The sequence below is a fragment of the Flavobacterium aerium genome (genome assembly GCF_030766725.1).
GTDB classification, from domain to species: Bacteria; Bacteroidota; Bacteroidia; order Flavobacteriales; family Flavobacteriaceae; genus Flavobacterium; species Flavobacterium aerium.
The window spans coordinates 1-18443 of the sequence record NZ_JARQWR010000001.1 but is presented as its reverse complement, the minus strand read 5'-3'; the positions used below and the strand labels follow the sequence as shown (position 1 = coordinate 18443).

The following is an 18443-nucleotide window of genomic DNA, read 5'->3' as shown; positions in this document are numbered from 1 at the left end:
CATATTGACTTTTAAAGACGTCTATTTTTATCTTCCTTGTTCTTTTTCATTGAATAAATTCATCTTCTTAACCCAGTCTGTTTTTCTTTCTAAGAAGAAAATATCGATAAACAACAGAAAGAAAGCGAATCCTAAAAACCACTGAAACTGCGATTCAAATTCTGCAATTTGTTGGCTCTCAAATTCTGTTTTCTCAATATTATCTAATGCATTTTTTACATAATCTAATACTTCTTTCGTATTGCTTCCATTGACATAGCCACCTTTAGTGCCTGCTGCAATGGCTTTCAATACTGCTGGATTCATCTTTGTAATTACCACCTCATCATTTCGGTCACGTAAAAAGCGTTCTACTACTCCATTTTTCTTAATGGGTATTGGTCCTCCTTTTTCAGTTCCTACACCAACTGTGATAATTTTTAACCCTAATTTATTTGCTTCTGCCGCCGCTTCTGCTGCTCCATCTGAATGATCTTCCCCGTCTGATATTAAAATCAATAATCGGTTGGCATCACTGTCTTCTCCAAAATAAGTTGCCGCCATATTAATGGCTTCATGAATCGCAGTACCTTGTGATGATACCATATCAGTATTCATACTTTGCAAATACATTTTGGAAACATTGTAATCCGTAGTAATTGGCAATACTGGAAATGCACTTCCGGCGTATGCCACAATTCCGATACGATCACTTCCTAACTGATTAATAATTTGTGAAACGATTTGTTTACTTTTCTCTAATCGGTTGGGTGCAATATCTTCTGCTAACATACTTTTAGAAACGTCAATCGCAAATACGATATCAATTCCTTCACGCTTTACCGTTTCCATTTTGGTTCCAATCTTTGGATTTACTAATCCAAAAACTAAACCTACAATAGCCAATAAAAGCACTACAAATTTCAAGATGGGTTTAAAAGTTGATTTCTCAGGACTTAATTTTTTTAATAAAATTAAATCTCCAAATTCTTTCTGTTTCTTTCTTTTCCATACCTGGATATACAAAAAGACCAAGACCAAAATTGGAATTAGCAATAGTAAGTATAAATATTTTCCTTCTTCTAATTGATACATTGTCCTGAATATGATTATATAAAACTTCTAAAGATCGTATTTCTCAATCCGATTTCAAATAATAATAAGAATCCTGCAAACCATACAAATGGTCTGTATTTCTCATCGTAATTAGAAAACTTCAATTCTTCAACTTCTGTTGTTTCTAATTTATTGATCTCTTGATATATCTCTTTAAGTTTTTTATTGTCTGTTGCTCTAAAATAGGTTCCTCCTGTAATTTTAGCAATATCTTTCATTAATTTTTCGTCAATTTCTACTTGCATTTTTCTGAATAGAAATTCTCCGTTTGGTGCAATTGCATACGGGAAATCTGCCATTCCATTGGTTCCAATTCCTACGGTATATACTTTTATACCGTATTCTTTTGCAATGCCTGCTGCAGTAACTGGCTCTATGAATCCTGCATTATTAACACCATCTGTTAATAGAATAATAATTCTGCTTTTTGCTTTGCTATCTTTTAATCGGTTTACAGCTGTCGCCAGTCCCATTCCGATTCCAGTTCCATCTTGTAGAACATTATCATATTTCACACTTTTCAAAGCATCTAAAACAACTGCTTTATCACTTGTTACTGGTGTTTTAGTATAACTTTCAGCTGCATATACTACTAAACCAATTCTATCATTGGGACGTTCTTGTACAAATTCGCCAGCAACACGTTTTAAAGCATCTAATCGATTTGGTTTTAAATCTTTTGCCAACATACTTCCTGAAACGTCCATTGCCATAACAATATCAATTCCACGTGTTTTTTTGGTTTTACTAGTTATATCTACAGATCTTGGTCTAGCCATTGCTACAATAAGCGAACTTAAGGCTAATAGTCGCAATACAAATAATACCGGTTTTAGTTTTGCTAGTAGGGATGGGCTTCCTTTAAATCCTTGAACAGAACTTATTTTTAAGGTTGCAGTTTGTTTATTTCTTTTCCAAAAATACCACGCTATGGCAACTGGTAGTATCAAAAACAACCAGAAGAATCCAGGATTTAAAAAACTTACATTTGTCATGATTAATTTACTTTTTTAAATTCAACAGAGTTTAAAACACGTTTTGTGATTTGATCTGCATAGGTATCTCCTTCTTCATGAACAATTATAATTTGCTGTAAACCTTTATCTTGTTTAAAGAACAATAATTCATAATATGCTTTATGGCTTTTTTTCGTAACTGGATTTAAAATTGTCATTGTTCCATAAGCTTTTAATCCTTTTACACCGTCGGGTGTTTCATAGTCTTCTTGCTTTACCAAAATATTTTGAGCTCCTTGCAATTCCCACATTTTGATATTTCCATTTAATGCTGCTGTTAGATCTAATTCTACCTCTTCTTTAAAGGTGTTAGTAGAAACTAGTATATAAAAATTATCTACTAAACTACCGTATGAGAACATTTGCATTTCACGTAGCACCGCCATCAATTCTTTTGGCAGTGTTTCGTTGTCCAAACGTTTCAATACCCTTGGTGTTTCAATAATTACCGCTGGAGATCCATAACCACTTCTAATCCATTCTCCTTCTAATAATTCTTTTGTTTCGTGTCCTAGTAAATTATCTTTTACATAGGTAAATCCTTTTGTTGCAATGAAAAATACGCCTGTAAAAACAAGTAAGAATGCAACAATTCCAATAGCGATTGAAATTTTCTTATTGCGTTGTTTTTTAATATATTTCTCTTTTTTCGTAACATCTGAGATGTTTTCTTCTTCCGTTGGCTCTGGAATAGATTTATCTAATGTTGTGATTACTTTTTCAATCTTGTTTCGGTCATCAGCAATTTCAAAATCTAGTGGTTTTGATTTCGCAAATTTCACAAGGTCAGCATGCTTTAATACTTTCGTTAAATTATCAATCGTTTCTTGTGATAAGTTCATTTTCTTTTTCACAATTGCCGAACGTAATTCCAACAGTAATTCGTCGGTTGTGCTTTCCATTGCAGGAATTTCTATAGCTTCTTCTATATAATTTCTAGCAATATCCGTCAACTCACTATAATAGGTTTTAATTTCTCCTTTTTGCCAAAGTTCTTTATTTTCCAATGACTTCAAAAGACTATTTGCTTTTTCAATAGGGCTTGCAAATAATAGTTCTTCTTCTTTCTTCTTCTTTTTATATTTCTTAATTAAGAAATATATTAAAAAGCCTAATCCGATAGCGCCTAAAGCAATCAATAGATATACCCATATTGGTGTAGGAATAGGAGGAACATCAATGATTGGTTTAATATCAAACATTTTTTGTTTCAACGTATCCACAACAACTTTCGTTACCTCAACAGGAATAGAATCTGTTAGATATGCTTTATCATTGATAATGACTTGTAATCTTGGTATTACATATCGCCCTGTATCAAATTGTGTTAATCCGTATTTTTTAATTAACTGATAGCGATCTTTCTCTTTAATCGTGTCTACAGGATAAGACTCTAATACTTCTAAGGCACCAAAGTTTCTTGCCTCCGGAAAAACAACACGTGATAAAGTATCCACGGATGTCTTTAAAGTCAGATTAAATTGAGAACCTATTTTTATTTTTGTAGAATCGGCTGCTGTTTCCACTCTCTTTTGCTGTGCAAAAATTGAGGTTGAAACCAACAGGAATAAAAAAATATAAAACTTAATTTTTGTCATTTTAACAGAATAATTAGTCGCAGGATTGTTTTTTAATATTTAGCTTCTCGCTTTAAAATAACCCAATAATTTAGTTACATACGATTCATCTACTCTAGTGTTTACTACACCAGAACCACAACGACTGAAGGTTTCTTTAAAATATTTCACTTTGTTTTGATAGTGTTTTTCATATTCCATTCGCGTTGATTTTGATCCAGTATTCACTACTAAAGTTTCCCCTGTTTCAGCATCTAGCATCGATACCATCCCTATATTTGGCATCTTTTCTTCTCGCACGTCATACACTCGTATTCCAGTTACATCATGTTTCTTCCCTACAATCTTTAATGTTTGCTCATACTGTTCGGTCATGAAATCGGAAATTAAAAAGACAATTGCTTTTTTCTTCATCACTCTTGAAAGGAATTTTAACGCTTGTGACAAGTCTGTTTTATGACTTTTCGGCTCAAATTCAATCAATTCTCGGATGATTCTCAATACATGAGATTTTCCTTTTTTAGGCGGAATGTATAATTCGATTTGGTCTGAAAACAAGATTAACCCAATCTTATCATTATTTTGTGTTGCTGAAAACGCCATTGTTGCTGCAATTTCAGTTACAATTTCTCTTTTCAATTGATTTTTTGTTCCAAAGTTTTCTGATCCACTGACATCAACCATAAGCATCATGGTTAATTCTCTTTCTTCTTCAAAAACTTTGATATACGGTTCGTTATATCGAGCGGTTACATTCCAATCAATTGCACGTACATCATCACCAAACTGGTATTGACGCACCTCATTAAATGTCATTCCTCGCCCTTTGAACGAAGTATGATATTCCCCCGAAAAAATATGATCACTCAGTCTTCGGGTTTTAATTTCTATTTTTCTAACTTTTTTTAATAACTCTTTTGTATCCATGAAGAATAGTAATTGAAGATTAATGCATAGTGTTCAAAAGCTTTTGAACTCAAAACCTTAGCACTTCTTATGGTACTTCAATTTCATTTACAATTTTATTGATGATATCAACTGAGGTTACATTTTCAGCCTCTGCCTCATATGTAATTCCAATTCTGTGACGTAATACATCATGTACTACTGCTCTAACGTCTTCTGGAATAACATATCCTCTGCGTTTGATAAATGCATAACATTTTGCTGCAACTGCTAAGTTAATACTTCCCCTTGGTGATGCTCCAAAACTGATTAATGGTTTTAATTCTGCCAATTTGTATTTCTCTGGATAACGTGTTGCGAAAATAATATCTAGAATATATTTCTCGATTTTCTCATCCATGTATACTTCACGTACAGCACTTTGTGCTCTAATGATTTGCTCTACTGATACTACAGGATTAATTTTCTCGTAACTTCCTTTTAAATTCTGACGAATAATTAATTGTTCGTCTTCCATTTTAGGATAATCAATTACCGTTTTCAACATGAAACGGTCAACTTGTGCTTCTGGTAATGGATATGTTCCTTCTTGCTCCACAGGGTTTTGTGTCGCCATAACTAGGAATGGTTTATCCAACTTGAATGTTTCATCACCAATGGTCACTTGTTTTTCCTGCATCGCTTCTAATAAAGCAGATTGCACTTTTGCAGGTGCACGGTTAATCTCATCCGCTAAAACGAAGTTTGCGAAGATGGGACCTTTTTTTATAGAAAATTCATTTTGTTTAATATTATAAATCATAGTACCTACAACATCGGCAGGTAATAAGTCAGGTGTAAACTGAATACGACTAAACGACCCATGTACGGCTTGTGATAAAGTATTAATCGCAAGTGTTTTTGCTAATCCAGGAACTCCTTCTAACAAGATATGCCCCTGTCCTAATAAGCCGATTAACAAACGTTCAACCATGTGTTTTTGTCCCACAATTACTTTATTAATCTCCATTGTAAGCAAATCGATAAATGCGCTTTCTCTCTCTATTTTCTCGTTTATTGCTCTAATGTCTAAAGTAGCTGTATTTTCTTCCATAATGTCATATTTAAAGCGGTGAATTTAGTATCTATTTTTTAATGATGCAAATTGAAAATTTATTTAGCTGTATGATGTTAATATAGCGTTAAAAATTCTCTGAAACCAAATGAATTAAGGACGATTTATGATTTTCTTTTTATATTTTTAAGACCTCAAATTAATTCATCTTGAAAACGACTTTTTCAAAAATAATTGCTGGAACAATGAACTGGGGACTTTGGGGTAAAAATCTCAATACGAAAGAGATGGCTTCCTTAATTGAAATTTGTCTAGAACATCACATTACTAGTTTTGACCATGCCGATATTTATGGCGATTATACTACTGAAGCCGAATTTGGAAATGCTTTTCACGAAAGTAAGACCGATCGAAGCAAAATACAATTTATTTCAAAATGTGGAATTCAGCACCCCTCTAGTAATAGTCCGTATCAAATAAAACATTACAATACGACTAAAGAGCATATTATTACCTCGGTAGAAAAATCACTTTTCAATTTAAAAACGGATTATTTAGACCTTTTACTCCTGCATCGTCCAAATCCTTTAATGCAAGCTGATGAAATTGCGGAAGCCATTGAAAAACTAAAACAGGAAGGTAAAATAATTGATTTTGGTGTTTCTAATTTCTCTCCATCGCAAACAGAATTAATTCAATCTAGAACTAAAGTCTATTACAATCAAATTCAATTTTCGATTACACATTTTGACTCTTTGTTTAATGGTGATTTAGATTATATGCAGATTCATAAAATCAGGCCAATGGCTTGGAGTCCACTTGGAAATGTTTTTAAAGAGAATACTCCACAAACGAATCAATTACAAAATATTTTAGCTAAAATGATGCTTCAATATAATACAACAGCCGATGTACTCTTATTAGCTTGGATATTGAAACATCCTTCTGGGATTTTACCGGTAACTGGAACAGCCTCAGCAGATCGTTTAAAAACAATTACAAAAGCAACCACACTTAATTTATCACCTGAAGATTGGTTTGAACTGCTCGAAAGCAGCCAAGGGCATCAAGTCCCCTAGAACCTTTTCAATAATTTAAAACAGAATGAAAACAGTATTTATTACAGGCGCAACAAGCGGAATAGGAAGAGCAACAGCCATAGAACTTGCCAAACATGGTTATCGATTGATTTTATGTGGACGAAGACAAGATCGACTGGATGCATTACAAAAAGAATTAGCATCAAAAACAGAAACGATAACGTTGAATTTTGATGTTCGTGATCAAAAAAAGGTCGCTGAAGCTGTCGCTAGTTTACCCGAATCTTTCTCTTCTATTGATGTATTAATTAATAACGCTGGTAATGCACATGGTCTTGATCCAATTCAAAATGGGAGTATAGAGGATTGGGATGCCATGCTGGACATCAATGTAAAAGGATTATTATATGTTTCAAAAGCAATCATTCCTAAAATGATTGAAAAAGAGAGTGGTCATATTATTAATATTGGATCTACTGCAGGAAAAGAAGTTTACCCTAACGGAAATGTGTATTGTGCTAGTAAGCATGCTGTTGATGCTATTAATCAAGGTATGCGAATGGATTTAAATCAGTACGGAATAAAAGTGGGTGCTATTAATCCTGGTTTAACAGAAACTGAATTCAGTACCGTTCGTTTCAAAGGGGATGATACGAAAGCAAGTACTGTTTACAAAGGATTCCAACCTTTGCAACCTGAAGATATTGCAAATATTATCTATTTCGTCATTTCACTGCCGTTGCATGTAAACATCGCCGACTTGATTGTTATGCCAACCGCGCAAGCATCGTCAACGATTGTTAAAAAAACAATTTAAAAAGAAAACATGTAACTTGCTCTAAATTCATGGATCTGAAAAAATGATTAATAAACGCCTACTCATAAAGAATCTATTAGCTCACAATGATGAGAGTAGTTTTTATGACAAAAAGCGACAATTGAATTTACATACTAAAGAAGGAAAAGGAAAGTTTTTAAAACATATTTGTGCATTATCCAATTCAAATCCCACCAACAATTCTTATATCGTTGTAGGAGTAGAAGATCATGACAATGAAATAATTGGGGATGATTTTTTTGATGATAGCCGTATTCAGAACTTAGTGAATGCAGTATTGGAAAATCCACCAAAAATACAGTATGAGAACGTTCCTTTTCCCAATTTACCGAAAGATAAAGTTATTGGTTTAGTGACCATTAAACCGAATAATAAAGTATCCTCTTTTAAAAAAGGAATTGGAAATATTCCAGCAAAAACAGTTTTCATTCGCCGAGGAAGTAATTCTATTCCTTTAGAAGGAGCATTTGAAACCAACTACCAAAATAAAAATACGGTTATTGATATTGAGAACAATTCTCGAAATAGTATTCAGTATTCATTAGATGGTGTTATTGACTTTATGTACAACCGCCATAAAGACATGAATGCGAAGTATGTTGTCTTCAAAGAGCTCTTTATTGTCTGTTGGGCAGGAAATCAAAAAAAAGTAAAAGATAAAATTTTCTTCTCAAGAGTTGATATCGAACTTATTAACGAACAGATCAAACTTTTTTATTCTGCTTTGGATGAAGTCAGCATTGTTTTTGATGAGAATAAATTTACGATAACTGAATTTGTGTCTTTAGGACTAAATGACAAAACGAGTTATTACCCCTTAGAGGAAGTGAGTATTAATTTTTATGACAATGGTTATTATAAAATTAATCGGGTTATGCTTTTTGAACCACCGCAATTCAATCGGAAAATGTTGTTTCATATTTATAACAATAATTTGTCTTTGATTCATCGGTTACAAAAAGGACTTAAACTTTCAACACGGGAAATTAAAGATTTAGAAAATTTGCCTTCCACCTTGATGATTTGTTATTTGAATGGATTTGAAGATGCAAAGCAAAAATTAATTGATGCCAAACCACTTTTAAAAGCACAACAGGATTCTTCGGTTTACCTCTCTTTTAAAGAAGCAATGCGCATTTTAAGGAAAATGAAATATGATCGCAATGAGTAGAACATTAGTAATCGGAGATATACATGGGGGTCTCAAAGCCCTAACACAGATTTTTGAGCGTGCCAAAATTACAGAACAGGATACATTAATATTTTTAGGTGATTATGTCGATGGATGGAGTGAATCTCCTGGTGTTTTAGATTTTTTAATTGCTTTAAAAAACACCCACAGTTGTATTTTTATTCGTGGAAATCATGATGATTTATTATACAACTGGTTAACCAAAGGGGAAGATACGCCTCAATGGTACATTCATGGTGGTGAAGCTACTGTTTTGGCATATCAGAAACTTGACGATGAAACTAAAAAAATACATATTGACTTTCTAAAGAATTTAGGAAATTATTACTTGGATGATCAAAATCGTTTGTTTGTTCATGGGGGTTTTAGCAGTTTGAATGGGGTTGATTTTGAATATTCTCCCGAAGTATTTTACTGGGATCGTACGCTTTGGGAAATGGCTCTTGCTTTGGATCCTACAATTCCAACGGATAGTGTATTTTACCCCAAACGTTTTTTATTGTACAAAGAGATATTCATTGGGCACACGCCATTAACTCGTATTAATGAAGTTACTCCTATCCAGAAGTCTTGCATTTGGAATGTAGACACCGGAGCGGCTTTTAAAGGCCGTCTTACTGTTATGGATATCGATACCAAACAATTCTGGCAGAGCGACAATCTAAATGCGCTTTATCCGAATGAAAAAGGAAGAAACTAGAACAATTCCGTTCTTATAATTTAAAATAAATACAATGAAAAAAGTTCTCTTAAGTTTAATAATGCTAGCCTCTTTTATAACAGCCAAAGCACAATCGAATGACACGCCAACTGGTGAAATAAAACTGAATTTTTTAAACACTATACTTATTGGATCTGTAGAAGTGGGTTATGAGCATTTTATTGACAATAATCAATCGATAGGAATTGAATTGTTTGTGAATGATCGTTTCTCTTATATGAATGAGAAAAAAAACAAGGGTAAAGAGTTTAAAACGAATAGTATTTCTGCTTCGTATAACTTTTATCTTTCTGAACAAGAAGATGGTTCGGGTTGGGTTATATCACCTTTTTTCAAATATCGATTTGGAAATCACGAGGAGAAAACGGTTGTTGACAATATCGAAATCATTGAAAAAACAGATATGAATAGTCCTATTCTTGGATTGGGTACCGGATACAAATGGATTTTTAAAAATAAATTCACCATGGGACCTTATGCTAGTATTGGCAGAAACTTCAGTAAAGAAGTGAATGATCGTTTTGCGGCGATAGAATTCAACGCCGGATTTGGAATTGGTTATCGTTTTTAAAATAGCCTTACTTATAATAAGTAAAAAAGCCGCTTCTTTCTTTGCAGATTGAAGCGGCTTTTTACAATTCTAAAATTATATTATAGATCAAATTTGATTCCTTGCGCTAAAGGCAATTGAGTACCATAATTGATTGTATTTGTTTGTCTTCTCATGTAAGCTTTCCAAGCATCTGATCCAGACTCACGTCCTCCACCAGTTTCTTTTTCACCACCAAAAGCACCACCAATTTCAGCACCCGAAGTTCCAATGTTTACGTTTGCAATACCACAATCAGATCCTGCTTGAGATAAGAATAATTCCATTTCACGCATGCTGTTTGTAAAAATTGAAGATGATAATCCTTGTGGAACACCATTTTGCAATGCAATTGCTTCTTCAATTGTTTTGTACTTCATTACATATAAAATTGGAGCAAATGTTTCTTCTTGTACAATACTATAATGATTTTCTGCTTCAATGATACATGGTTTCACATAACATCCACTTTCGTATCCTTCTCCAGATAATACACCGCCTTCAACAAGGATTGTTCCACCTTCTTGTTTTGCTTTTTCGATTGCATTCAAGTAATCTTTCACAGCACCTTGATCAATAAGTGGCCCTACGTGATTATTAGCATCTAATGGATTTCCAATTTTTAACTGTCCATAAGCATTTTTCAATACGCTTATTGTTTTATCATATACACTTTCATGAATAATCAATCTACGTGTTGAAGTACAACGTTGTCCTGCAGTTCCTACTGCTCCAAAAACTGCTCCTACTAATACCATTGAGATATCTGCATGTTCTGAAACGATGATCGCATTATTTCCTCCTAATTCTAGGATTGTATTTCCAAATCTTTCCGCAACAGTTTTTGATACGTGACGTCCAATTCTAGTAGATCCTGTAAAAGATACTAATGGAATGCGTTTGTCATTATTGATTAAATCTCCTGATTCATTACCAATAACCAAACAGCTTACTCCTTCAGGAACATTATTACGCTCTAAAACCGTTTTGATAATATTTTGACATGCTACTCCACATAAAGGTGTTTTTGAACTTGGTTTCCAAATACAAACATCTCCACATACCCATGCCAACATTGTGTTCCAACTCCATACTGCTACAGGGAAATTGAATGCAGAAATAACTCCTACTGTTCCAAATGGATGCCATTGCTCATACATTCTGTGCATTGGTCTTTCACTGTGCATTGTTAATCCATAAAGCTGACGTGACAATCCTACAGCAAAATCACAGATATCAATCATTTCCTGTACTTCTCCTAAACCTTCTTGAAGGCTTTTTCCCATTTCGTAAGAAACTAATTTACCTAGTGGTTCTTTAAACTTACGTAATTCATCTCCCATTTGACGCACAATTTCTCCTCTTTTAGGGGCTGGCATTAATCTCCATGTCCCAAAAGCTTCGGTTGCTTTATGCATAGCCTTACTATAGTCTTCACTAGTAGATGCTTTCACTTTTGCTATCAAAGTTCCATCTACTGGAGAGAATGATTCAATAATTTTTCCATTAGAAAACCATTCTGAACCTGTTGAAGTTCCTTCGTTTATTTCTTTTATACCCAATTGAACAAGGGCTTCTTTGATACCGAATTGATCTGCGATTGTTGTCATTGTAACTTTTTGGTTAATAATTGTTATATTTATACAAATATATTATTTTTTACTGAATGCATGGCCTCAATTTTGTTAAGTTATGATTGGACCCAACATCATTTATTTTTTCGCTAAATAGCGAGGATCTGTTTCCATCACTGTTCCACAATGTTTACAGGTTCTTAGTTCTTCTGAATTATAAAAATGTTCAAAGTGAGGTAAAAAATCTTTCTCAATATTATGGAGTTCAAAATAGACGTCGTATAGTTTATGATTGCAATTATCACAAAACCATAGCAAACCATCTTTAAATCCTTTCCCTGCCCTTTTTCGTTCAATCACTAGTCCAATTGACCCTTCTCCTCGTACCGGTGAGTGTGGTTCTTTTGCAGGATGCAAATACATATCTCCCGGATTCATGATCATTTCTTTACGTACTCCATTGTCCTGAACAATAACTTTTATTGTTCCTTCTAATTGGTAGAATAATTCTTCTGTTTCATTATAATGGTAATCTTTACGGGCATTTGGTCCTGCTACAACCATAACGATATAATCTCCCGAATCTACATATAGATTTTTATTCCCAACTGGTGGTTTTAATAATGCTCTATTTTCTTCAATCCATTGATTCAGATTGAATGGTTTAGTTATAGCCATAGTTATGCTGATTTAAAACATTAAAATTAATCATTTAACTAACTTGTTTTACAGAAAAAAGGTTAATAATTCAGAACTGACTGAACTATTAACCTTTTAATACTTTATTTTTTTAAGGTTTTATTTTACCTCTTTAATTAAATATACATAAACTGGGAAGTGATCACTAAAACCAACTTCTCCGTTTGCATTTCTTAAAGGGTATCCTTTAAAATTACCTGTTGTTTGTGTTAAGAATGCCTTATTGAAAACTCCCGCTTTCCAAAAATGCCACGTTGAGTAATCTTCTTTTATTAAAGATTGTGTCATAATCATTTGATCAAACAAATCCCAAGCATCGCGGTAAGCTAATGTCCCGATTCCTTTGTTAGACATTTCTTCCATTGGATTGTACATTCCGAATTCTTTCGTCTCAGATTTCTTCGCTTTTGCTCCTAATACTTTCTTTACACTATTATTATAAGGTCCATCATTTAAATCTCCCATTGTAATTACTTTCGCATTTGGGTCAATTTGTTGTAATGAATCAATAATTTTTTTGTTTAATGCTGCTGCTGCTTCACGGTATGGGCTACTTTTTTTCTCTCCTCCAGAACGTGATGGCCAGTGATTTACAATAAAGTGAATTTCTTCTCCTTCTAATAATCCTGTTACTAACAATTGGTCTCTCGTATATACTCTTTTTCCGCTTCCATCAATATTTTGAATGATTAATGGTACATTGATATAACTTGTTGGTTTGAAGAATTTTTTCTGATATAATAATGCTACATCAATTCCTCTCCAATCTGGTGAATCAAAATGTACAATCCCATAGTCTTTATCAATTAACTTTGGATCTTTTATTAAGTCTTCTAATACTCCACGGTTTTCAACCTCACTTACACCAATAACTGTTGGAGAATTTGAATTCTCACCCGTTCCAATTTCAGCAATAGTTCTTCCAAGATTATTGATTTTCTTCTTGTATTTCTTAGAAGTCCACCTTTGATCTCCTGCAGGAGTAAACTCTTCATCATTAACATTCGGATTATTTATAGTGTCAAAAAGGTTTTCAACATTATAGAATGCAATGGTGTGTAATTTAAACTTTTTGTCCTGAGCCTTAGCACTTGTAATTGCTAATACTGCAATAAAAACCCAAATAAATTCCTTAATTTTCATAAATTGTAATATTAATTTAATGTCAAGTTTAACATAAACTTGGCTGCAAAAGTAAATAATATTACATAAAGATGTACTTTTGTCTTCGTTAAGAAATGATTATTCTTAACAAAATAATGAATTAACTTTATATTAACTATGAAAAAAATTTTACTTAGCATCCTATTTGTAATGCAAGTATTTTTTGTTTTTGCGCAGCAACAGTCCGGTATCACTGGGAAAGTTGTGGATACGAAAACACAGAAACCATTACAGAATGTAGTTGCGACGCTCCTAAGTAGCAACCTTTCTAAATCGACAGATTATCAAGGTGTATTTACTTTTGAAAATGTAGCCGAAGGAAAACAAGTACTACAAGTGAGTAGTACAGGCTATACTTCACAAACATTCACACTAGAATTATCTGCTGGACAAATTTTAGATTTAGGTGTTGTTGTTCTTGAAGAAGACATCACTAGTGAGCGACAATTAAGCTTAATTACCATTACCGAAAATGATTTAGGTGATGACAACAGTGGTTCAGAAAGTACTGCTGGATTGCTACAAGCAACTCGTGATGCCTTTAATCAGGCTGCGGCTTTTAACTTTGGTCAAGCTCGTTTTAGAGTAAGAGGTTTGGACAATGAGTACGGTACTACCATGATTAATGGTATTATAATGAACAAATTGTACGATGGAAGACCACAATGGAGTAACTGGGGTGGATTAAATGATGCAACTCGTAATCAGGAATTCACAATGGGCTCTGCTCCATCAGACTACACTTTTGGTGGAATTTTAGGTACTCAACAAATTAGTACTAGAGCTTCATTTTACAGACCAGGTACAAGAATTTCATTCTCTGGAACGAACACAAACTACAATGGAAGAATGATGGCAACACACTCTTCTGGTATGGATAAAGATGGTTGGGCTTATGTAATTTCTGCTTCAAGAAGATTCGCAAATGAAGGATATTTTGAAGGTACAGATTACAGTGCTAACTCATTTTTTGCAAGTATCGAAAAAAGAATTAATGATAATCACAGCTTAAACTTCACATCAATCTACGCACAAAACAGTCGTGGAAAGAACTCTCCAAATACACAGGAGGTTACTGATTTAGCGGGTGAAAAATATAACTCTTACTGGGGATGGCAAAACGGTAAAAAACGTAACTCTAGAGACAAAGACGTAGAAGAGCCAATCTTTATGTTAAGTCACTATTGGAAAATTGGAGAAAGCAGTTCATTAAACACAAATGTAGCTTACCAATTTGGAAGTGTAGGAAATAGCCGTTTAGATTTTAACGGTAACAATAATCCTGACCCAACGTATTACAGAAATTTACCAAGTTACTATTCTACTCGTCATGATGAGTTTGGTGATTATGTTGGTAATACTCAAGCAAACATTGCCTTAGCTAACCAAGCAAGAGATTATTTCTTAGGAAATAAACAAATTAACTGGGATGCTTTATACAAAGCGAATCTTGAAGATCCAAATCGCGAAAGTTTAAGTATTCTTTATGAAGACAGAACTGATGATAGACAGTTTACAGCAAATACAATCTTCAATTCAAGATTATCAGATCATGTTATTTTAAATGCTGGTGCTACTTTCAGAAATTTAAAATCTGAAAACTACCAACACGTTTTAGATCTTTTAGGTGGTAATTATTATAGAGATGTTGAGCCTTTCTTCACAGGAGATTTTTCTCAACCTGATTTAAATAATCCAAACAGACAAGTTGGAGTTGGTGACCGTTTTGGTTACAACTATAAATTGCATGCAAATACTGCAAATGCATTTGCACAAACAAAATTCAGCTACAAAAAAGTAGATTTCTACTTGGGTGCAGATTATACAAGATCTGAATACCAACGTGAAGGTTTATACAAAAATGGTTTATACGCTAATAACTCTTTAGGAAAAAGTAGCAAAGCTAATTTTGATAACTACGGTGTAAAAGGTGGTTTTACTTATAAATTAACAGGTCGTCATTTATTCAACTTCAATGGGGTTTACATGACTAAAGCACCTTCATTAAGAAATACATTCCCGAACGTACGTTTAAACAATAATATTGTAACAGACTTACAAAGCGAAAAAATTGTAAGTGTTGATGGTAGTTATATCTTCAGAGCACCTAAATTAAAAGCTAGACTTACTGGATATTTCTCAAAAATCAAAGATGCTACTGAAATTGGTTTCTTCTTTGCTGAAGGTATTGGTATTGTAAATGACGAAGGTCAATTAGTAAATAATAATGGTAATGCATTCGTTGCTGAAATCGTTAAAGGTTTAGACAAAAAGAATATTGGTGGAGAGTTAGGTATTGAATACCAAGCTACAAAAACAATTAAAGTTACTGCTGTAGCTGCTTACGGTCAATATACTTATGACAGTAATCCAAACGTAGCATTAAATGTTGATAATGTTAGATCTACTGTAAATTACGGTCAATCTTCATTAAAAAACTACAAACAATCTGGAATGCCACAACAAGCTTACTCTTTAGGTTTAGAGTATAGAGATCCTAAATTCTGGTGGATTGGTGCTAACGTGAATTACTTAGCGGATAACTATTTAGATATCTCACCTTTATTAAGAACAAGTAACTTCTTCCGTAACCCACAAGATCCACAAGGTTTACCATTTGATGGTGCAACTGAGGAAAAAGGAAGAGAACTATTAAAACAAGAAAAATTTGATCCAACTACATTAGTAAACTTAGTAGGTGGTAAATCTTGGAGAGTTTCTGGTAAAACGATCGGTTTCTTTGCAAGTATCAACAACGTATTTGATGTAACATATAAAACAGGAGGTTTTGAACAAGCAAGAAATGCAAATTTCCAAGAGCTTAGTCAAGATTTCCAAGGTCCAGCACGTTCTTTTGGTCCTAAATACTTTTATGGTTATGGAAGAACATTTTTCGTAAACCTTTATATCAATTTTTAATTATAATTAAGAAAATAACAATATTATGAAAGCAACTATTTTCAAATCCCTATTATTCATCTCTCTTTCTGCTAGCGTTCTTTCTAGTTGTGTGAATGATGATGACTACAATATCCCAGCATTAGAGTGCACGGAGCCAAACCTTGTAGCAAATAAAACTATTCAAGAAATTTTCGCTGGAGCAGTAGCTGCACCTACATTATATTCAGGTGATGATATTGTAGAAGCTTATGTTGTATCTAGTGATAAAGGTGGTAACTACTTTAAAACATTATACCTACAGTCTTTAGACGGATCTATCGCATTTATGGTACCTGCTGATTATGCTAACCTTGCTACAATCTACCAACCAGGTAGAAAAGTATTCGTTAAAATGAAAGGTCTTTATACTCAAATTAAAGATGGTGCATTAATGGTCGGTAGATTAGACAACGGTAGTGTTTGGAGAATTTCTCAATTTGACACTCCTAAAATCATTGTACGCAGTTGTGCTTCATCTATTGATGAGGATCAAATCGTAAAACATTTAACAATTGCTGAAGCTATTGGAAGTAATGCACATTTAGATAAATTAGTTGAATTTGACAATGTACAATTCAAAAATGGTGATGCAGGTCAACCTTATTACATTACTGGAACTTCTGGAACTAACCGTACTTTAACAGATGCTAATGGTTCTGAAATTATTGTAAGATCTACTAGTTTTACAAAATTTGGTTCTCAAATCATTCCTGACAAAAATGGAAAAGTAAGAGGGGTATTAACTCGTTTCGGTTCAACTTTCCAATTCATCCCAAGATATGATACTGATATCAAATTAACAAACCCAAGATTAAACATTAGCACTACAGCTATTGGAGGTACTGCTATTCAGTATGTATCTACACTAAACGAAAACTTCGAAAGTTTTGCTGTTGCAAATAGAATTTTCCCTGGATATGTAAATGATGCATTTGTTGGAACAAGATATTGGGAAGTAAAAAGCTTCAACAACAATAAATACATCCAAATGTCTGCTAACGCTTCAGGTGGAGCTAACAAAGTATATTTAGTAGTACCAGTAAATATGACTGCTGCTAATACATTTGCTTTCAAAACAAATGATGGTTACAACAATGGTGGTGTTCTTAAAGTATATTACTCTACGAACTACGTTCCTCTTGGTGACATCAGTGCTGCTACATTAGTAAACATTACTTCTAGCTTTACAATCGCTTCTGGTTCTACTAGTGGATATGGTACCGCTTTTATAAACAGTGGTAACTATAGTATTCCTTCGACTGTAACTGGAAACGGTTTCTTTATCTTCGAATATACAGGATCTGCTGTAGCTCCAATTGTTACAACTACAATGCAAATTGACGATATCGTTATTAACTAAACGAAATCTTATTCTATATAAAAAGGCTACTCAATGAGTAGCCTTTTTTATGCTTTATATTTAACTATCGAATAAACTTTGTTATACCCTATCTTTTCACACACTTACTCTTGCTCTGTGCGATTATTCCTCTATCAACAACACTAATCCCCTGTTTAAAAAAACACCCCTTAAAATCGATTTATTTCTAATGTAGAACCTATTTTAAACAGAATACACTAATCATATTTGGGCTATGAATATTTTAAATTGTCCTTCATATGAATAAAAACAAAACGGGCTACTCAATGAGTAGCCCGTTTCTTTATAATACGTATTTAGTAATCTGATAATCTGTTTATTCTTATTTCTTTACAATCAAGAATTCACTTCTTCTGTTTAAAGCATATTCTTCTTCTGTACAGTTTTCTTTACAATCAACCTTTGGTTCGCTTTCTCCATATCCTTTACCTGTGATTCTAGATGCTGCAATACCTTTGGAAATCACATACTGAACTGTAGCTTTTGCTCTTCTATCCGACAACTTCATGTTGTAGTCATCTTTTCCTCTATTGTCCGTATGGGATTTAACCATAATAACCATCTGGTCATTATTCTGCATCACTTGTACTAACTTATCCAGTTCAAAGGCACCTTCTTGTGTGATATTGCTCTTATTGAACTCAAAGTTAATGTCTT

Annotated in this window: 16 protein-coding genes; 7 read left to right on the top strand and 9 right to left on the bottom strand. The window is 33.4% G+C overall.

The annotated features are described in order from the left end of the window. Positions 1-27: 27 nt before the first annotated feature. The 5 genes from P6733_RS00080 to P6733_RS00060 all read right to left on the bottom strand — a co-directional run bounded on the left by P6733_RS00080 (position 28) and on the right by P6733_RS00060 (position 5687). Positions 28-1074, bottom strand: coding sequence for a VWA domain-containing protein (locus P6733_RS00080; protein ID WP_306349534.1), 1047 nt, complete (start codon positions 1072-1074; stop codon positions 28-30). 14 nt (positions 1075-1088) lie between these two features. Further along, on the bottom strand, positions 1089-2090 hold the full coding sequence (locus P6733_RS00075; protein ID WP_306349533.1) for a vWA domain-containing protein: 1002 nt from the start codon (positions 2088-2090) through the stop codon (positions 1089-1091). 2 nt (positions 2091-2092) lie between these two features. Continuing rightward, positions 2093-3709, bottom strand: a complete 1617-nt coding sequence (locus P6733_RS00070) for a BatD family protein (RefSeq protein ID WP_306349532.1) — start codon at positions 3707-3709, stop codon at positions 2093-2095. Positions 3710-3748: 39 nt separating this feature from the next. Further along, positions 3749-4615 (bottom strand): DUF58 domain-containing protein, encoded by an 867-nt coding sequence (locus P6733_RS00065; RefSeq protein ID WP_306349531.1) that lies wholly within the window; start codon positions 4613-4615, stop codon positions 3749-3751. A gap of 67 nt (positions 4616-4682) precedes the next feature. Further along, on the bottom strand, positions 4683-5687 hold the full coding sequence (locus tag P6733_RS00060) for an AAA family ATPase (RefSeq protein ID WP_306349530.1): 1005 nt from the start codon (positions 5685-5687) through the stop codon (positions 4683-4685). A gap of 170 nt (positions 5688-5857) precedes the next feature. Between P6733_RS00060 and P6733_RS00055 the strand changes: the two genes are divergently transcribed. From P6733_RS00055 to P6733_RS00035, 5 genes are read left to right on the top strand one after another with little or no spacing between them, the layout of a single operon-like run. Next, complete coding sequence (locus tag P6733_RS00055; RefSeq protein WP_306349529.1) at positions 5858-6727, top strand: aldo/keto reductase; 870 nt, start codon at positions 5858-5860, stop codon at positions 6725-6727. 25 nt (positions 6728-6752) lie between these two features. Beyond that, positions 6753-7505, top strand: a complete 753-nt coding sequence (locus P6733_RS00050; RefSeq protein ID WP_306349528.1) for an SDR family NAD(P)-dependent oxidoreductase — start codon at positions 6753-6755, stop codon at positions 7503-7505. 43 nt (positions 7506-7548) lie between these two features. Further along, positions 7549-8697, top strand: a complete 1149-nt coding sequence (locus P6733_RS00045; protein WP_306349527.1) for an ATP-binding protein — start codon at positions 7549-7551, stop codon at positions 8695-8697. Further along, a complete protein-coding gene (locus P6733_RS00040) occupies positions 8690-9418 on the top strand; it encodes a metallophosphoesterase family protein (RefSeq protein WP_306349526.1) in 729 nt (242 codons plus the stop codon). The genes P6733_RS00045 and P6733_RS00040 overlap by 8 nt, the downstream gene beginning before the upstream one ends. A gap of 34 nt (positions 9419-9452) precedes the next feature. After that, positions 9453-10010: a DUF3575 domain-containing protein gene (locus tag P6733_RS00035; protein WP_306349525.1), complete on the top strand. Its 558-nt coding sequence runs from the start codon at positions 9453-9455 to the stop codon at positions 10008-10010. An 80-nt stretch (positions 10011-10090) separates the two neighbouring features. On the opposite strand, the gene amaB is transcribed toward P6733_RS00035, so the two are convergent. The 3 genes from amaB to P6733_RS00020 form a co-directional block, all read right to left on the bottom strand. Continuing rightward, the gene (amaB, locus tag P6733_RS00030; protein WP_306349524.1) at positions 10091-11638 is read right to left on the bottom strand and encodes an L-piperidine-6-carboxylate dehydrogenase; all 1548 of its coding nucleotides are present in this window, start codon (positions 11636-11638) and stop codon (positions 10091-10093) included. A 102-nt stretch (positions 11639-11740) separates the two neighbouring features. Further along, on the bottom strand, positions 11741-12280 hold the full coding sequence (locus P6733_RS00025; RefSeq protein WP_306349523.1) for a 3-hydroxyanthranilate 3,4-dioxygenase: 540 nt from the start codon (positions 12278-12280) through the stop codon (positions 11741-11743). Positions 12281-12400: 120 nt separating this feature from the next. Continuing rightward, positions 12401-13444 (bottom strand): endonuclease/exonuclease/phosphatase family protein, encoded by a 1044-nt coding sequence (locus P6733_RS00020; protein ID WP_306349522.1) that lies wholly within the window; start codon positions 13442-13444, stop codon positions 12401-12403. A 138-nt stretch (positions 13445-13582) separates the two neighbouring features. Between P6733_RS00020 and P6733_RS00015 the strand changes: the two genes are divergently transcribed. Further along, complete coding sequence (locus P6733_RS00015; RefSeq protein ID WP_306349521.1) at positions 13583-16384, top strand: TonB-dependent receptor; 2802 nt, start codon at positions 13583-13585, stop codon at positions 16382-16384. Between the two features lie 25 nt (positions 16385-16409). Continuing rightward, the gene (locus P6733_RS00010; protein ID WP_306349520.1) at positions 16410-17765 is read left to right on the top strand and encodes a DUF5689 domain-containing protein; all 1356 of its coding nucleotides are present in this window, start codon (positions 16410-16412) and stop codon (positions 17763-17765) included. A gap of 343 nt (positions 17766-18108) precedes the next feature. Here P6733_RS00010 and P6733_RS00005 read toward each other — a convergent pair. Beyond that, positions 18109-18443, bottom strand: a 335-nt coding sequence (locus tag P6733_RS00005; protein ID WP_306349519.1) for an OmpA family protein, incomplete at its 5' end; no start/stop codon positions are given.

Coding starts and splice junctions, on each gene's coding strand:
- P6733_RS00080 (WP_306349534.1), bottom strand. CDS start 1,074: ATGTATCAATTAGAAGAAGGAAAATATTTATACTTACTATTGCTAATT.
- P6733_RS00075 (WP_306349533.1), bottom strand. CDS start 2,090: ATGACAAATGTAAGTTTTTTAAATCCTGGATTCTTCTGGTTGTTTTTG.
- P6733_RS00070 (WP_306349532.1), bottom strand. CDS start 3,709: ATGACAAAAATTAAGTTTTATATTTTTTTATTCCTGTTGGTTTCAACC.
- P6733_RS00065 (WP_306349531.1), bottom strand. CDS start 4,615: ATGGATACAAAAGAGTTATTAAAAAAAGTTAGAAAAATAGAAATTAAA.
- P6733_RS00060 (WP_306349530.1), bottom strand. CDS start 5,687: ATGGAAGAAAATACAGCTACTTTAGACATTAGAGCAATAAACGAGAAA.
- P6733_RS00050 (WP_306349528.1), top strand. CDS start 6,753: ATGAAAACAGTATTTATTACAGGCGCAACAAGCGGAATAGGAAGAGCA.
- P6733_RS00045 (WP_306349527.1), top strand. CDS start 7,549: ATGATTAATAAACGCCTACTCATAAAGAATCTATTAGCTCACAATGAT.
- P6733_RS00040 (WP_306349526.1), top strand. CDS start 8,690: ATGAGTAGAACATTAGTAATCGGAGATATACATGGGGGTCTCAAAGCC.
- P6733_RS00035 (WP_306349525.1), top strand. CDS start 9,453: ATGAAAAAAGTTCTCTTAAGTTTAATAATGCTAGCCTCTTTTATAACA.
- amaB (WP_306349524.1), bottom strand. CDS start 11,638: ATGACAACAATCGCAGATCAATTCGGTATCAAAGAAGCCCTTGTTCAA.
- P6733_RS00025 (WP_306349523.1), bottom strand. CDS start 12,280: ATGGCTATAACTAAACCATTCAATCTGAATCAATGGATTGAAGAAAAT.
- P6733_RS00020 (WP_306349522.1), bottom strand. CDS start 13,444: ATGAAAATTAAGGAATTTATTTGGGTTTTTATTGCAGTATTAGCAATT.
- P6733_RS00015 (WP_306349521.1), top strand. CDS start 13,583: ATGAAAAAAATTTTACTTAGCATCCTATTTGTAATGCAAGTATTTTTT.
- P6733_RS00010 (WP_306349520.1), top strand. CDS start 16,410: ATGAAAGCAACTATTTTCAAATCCCTATTATTCATCTCTCTTTCTGCT.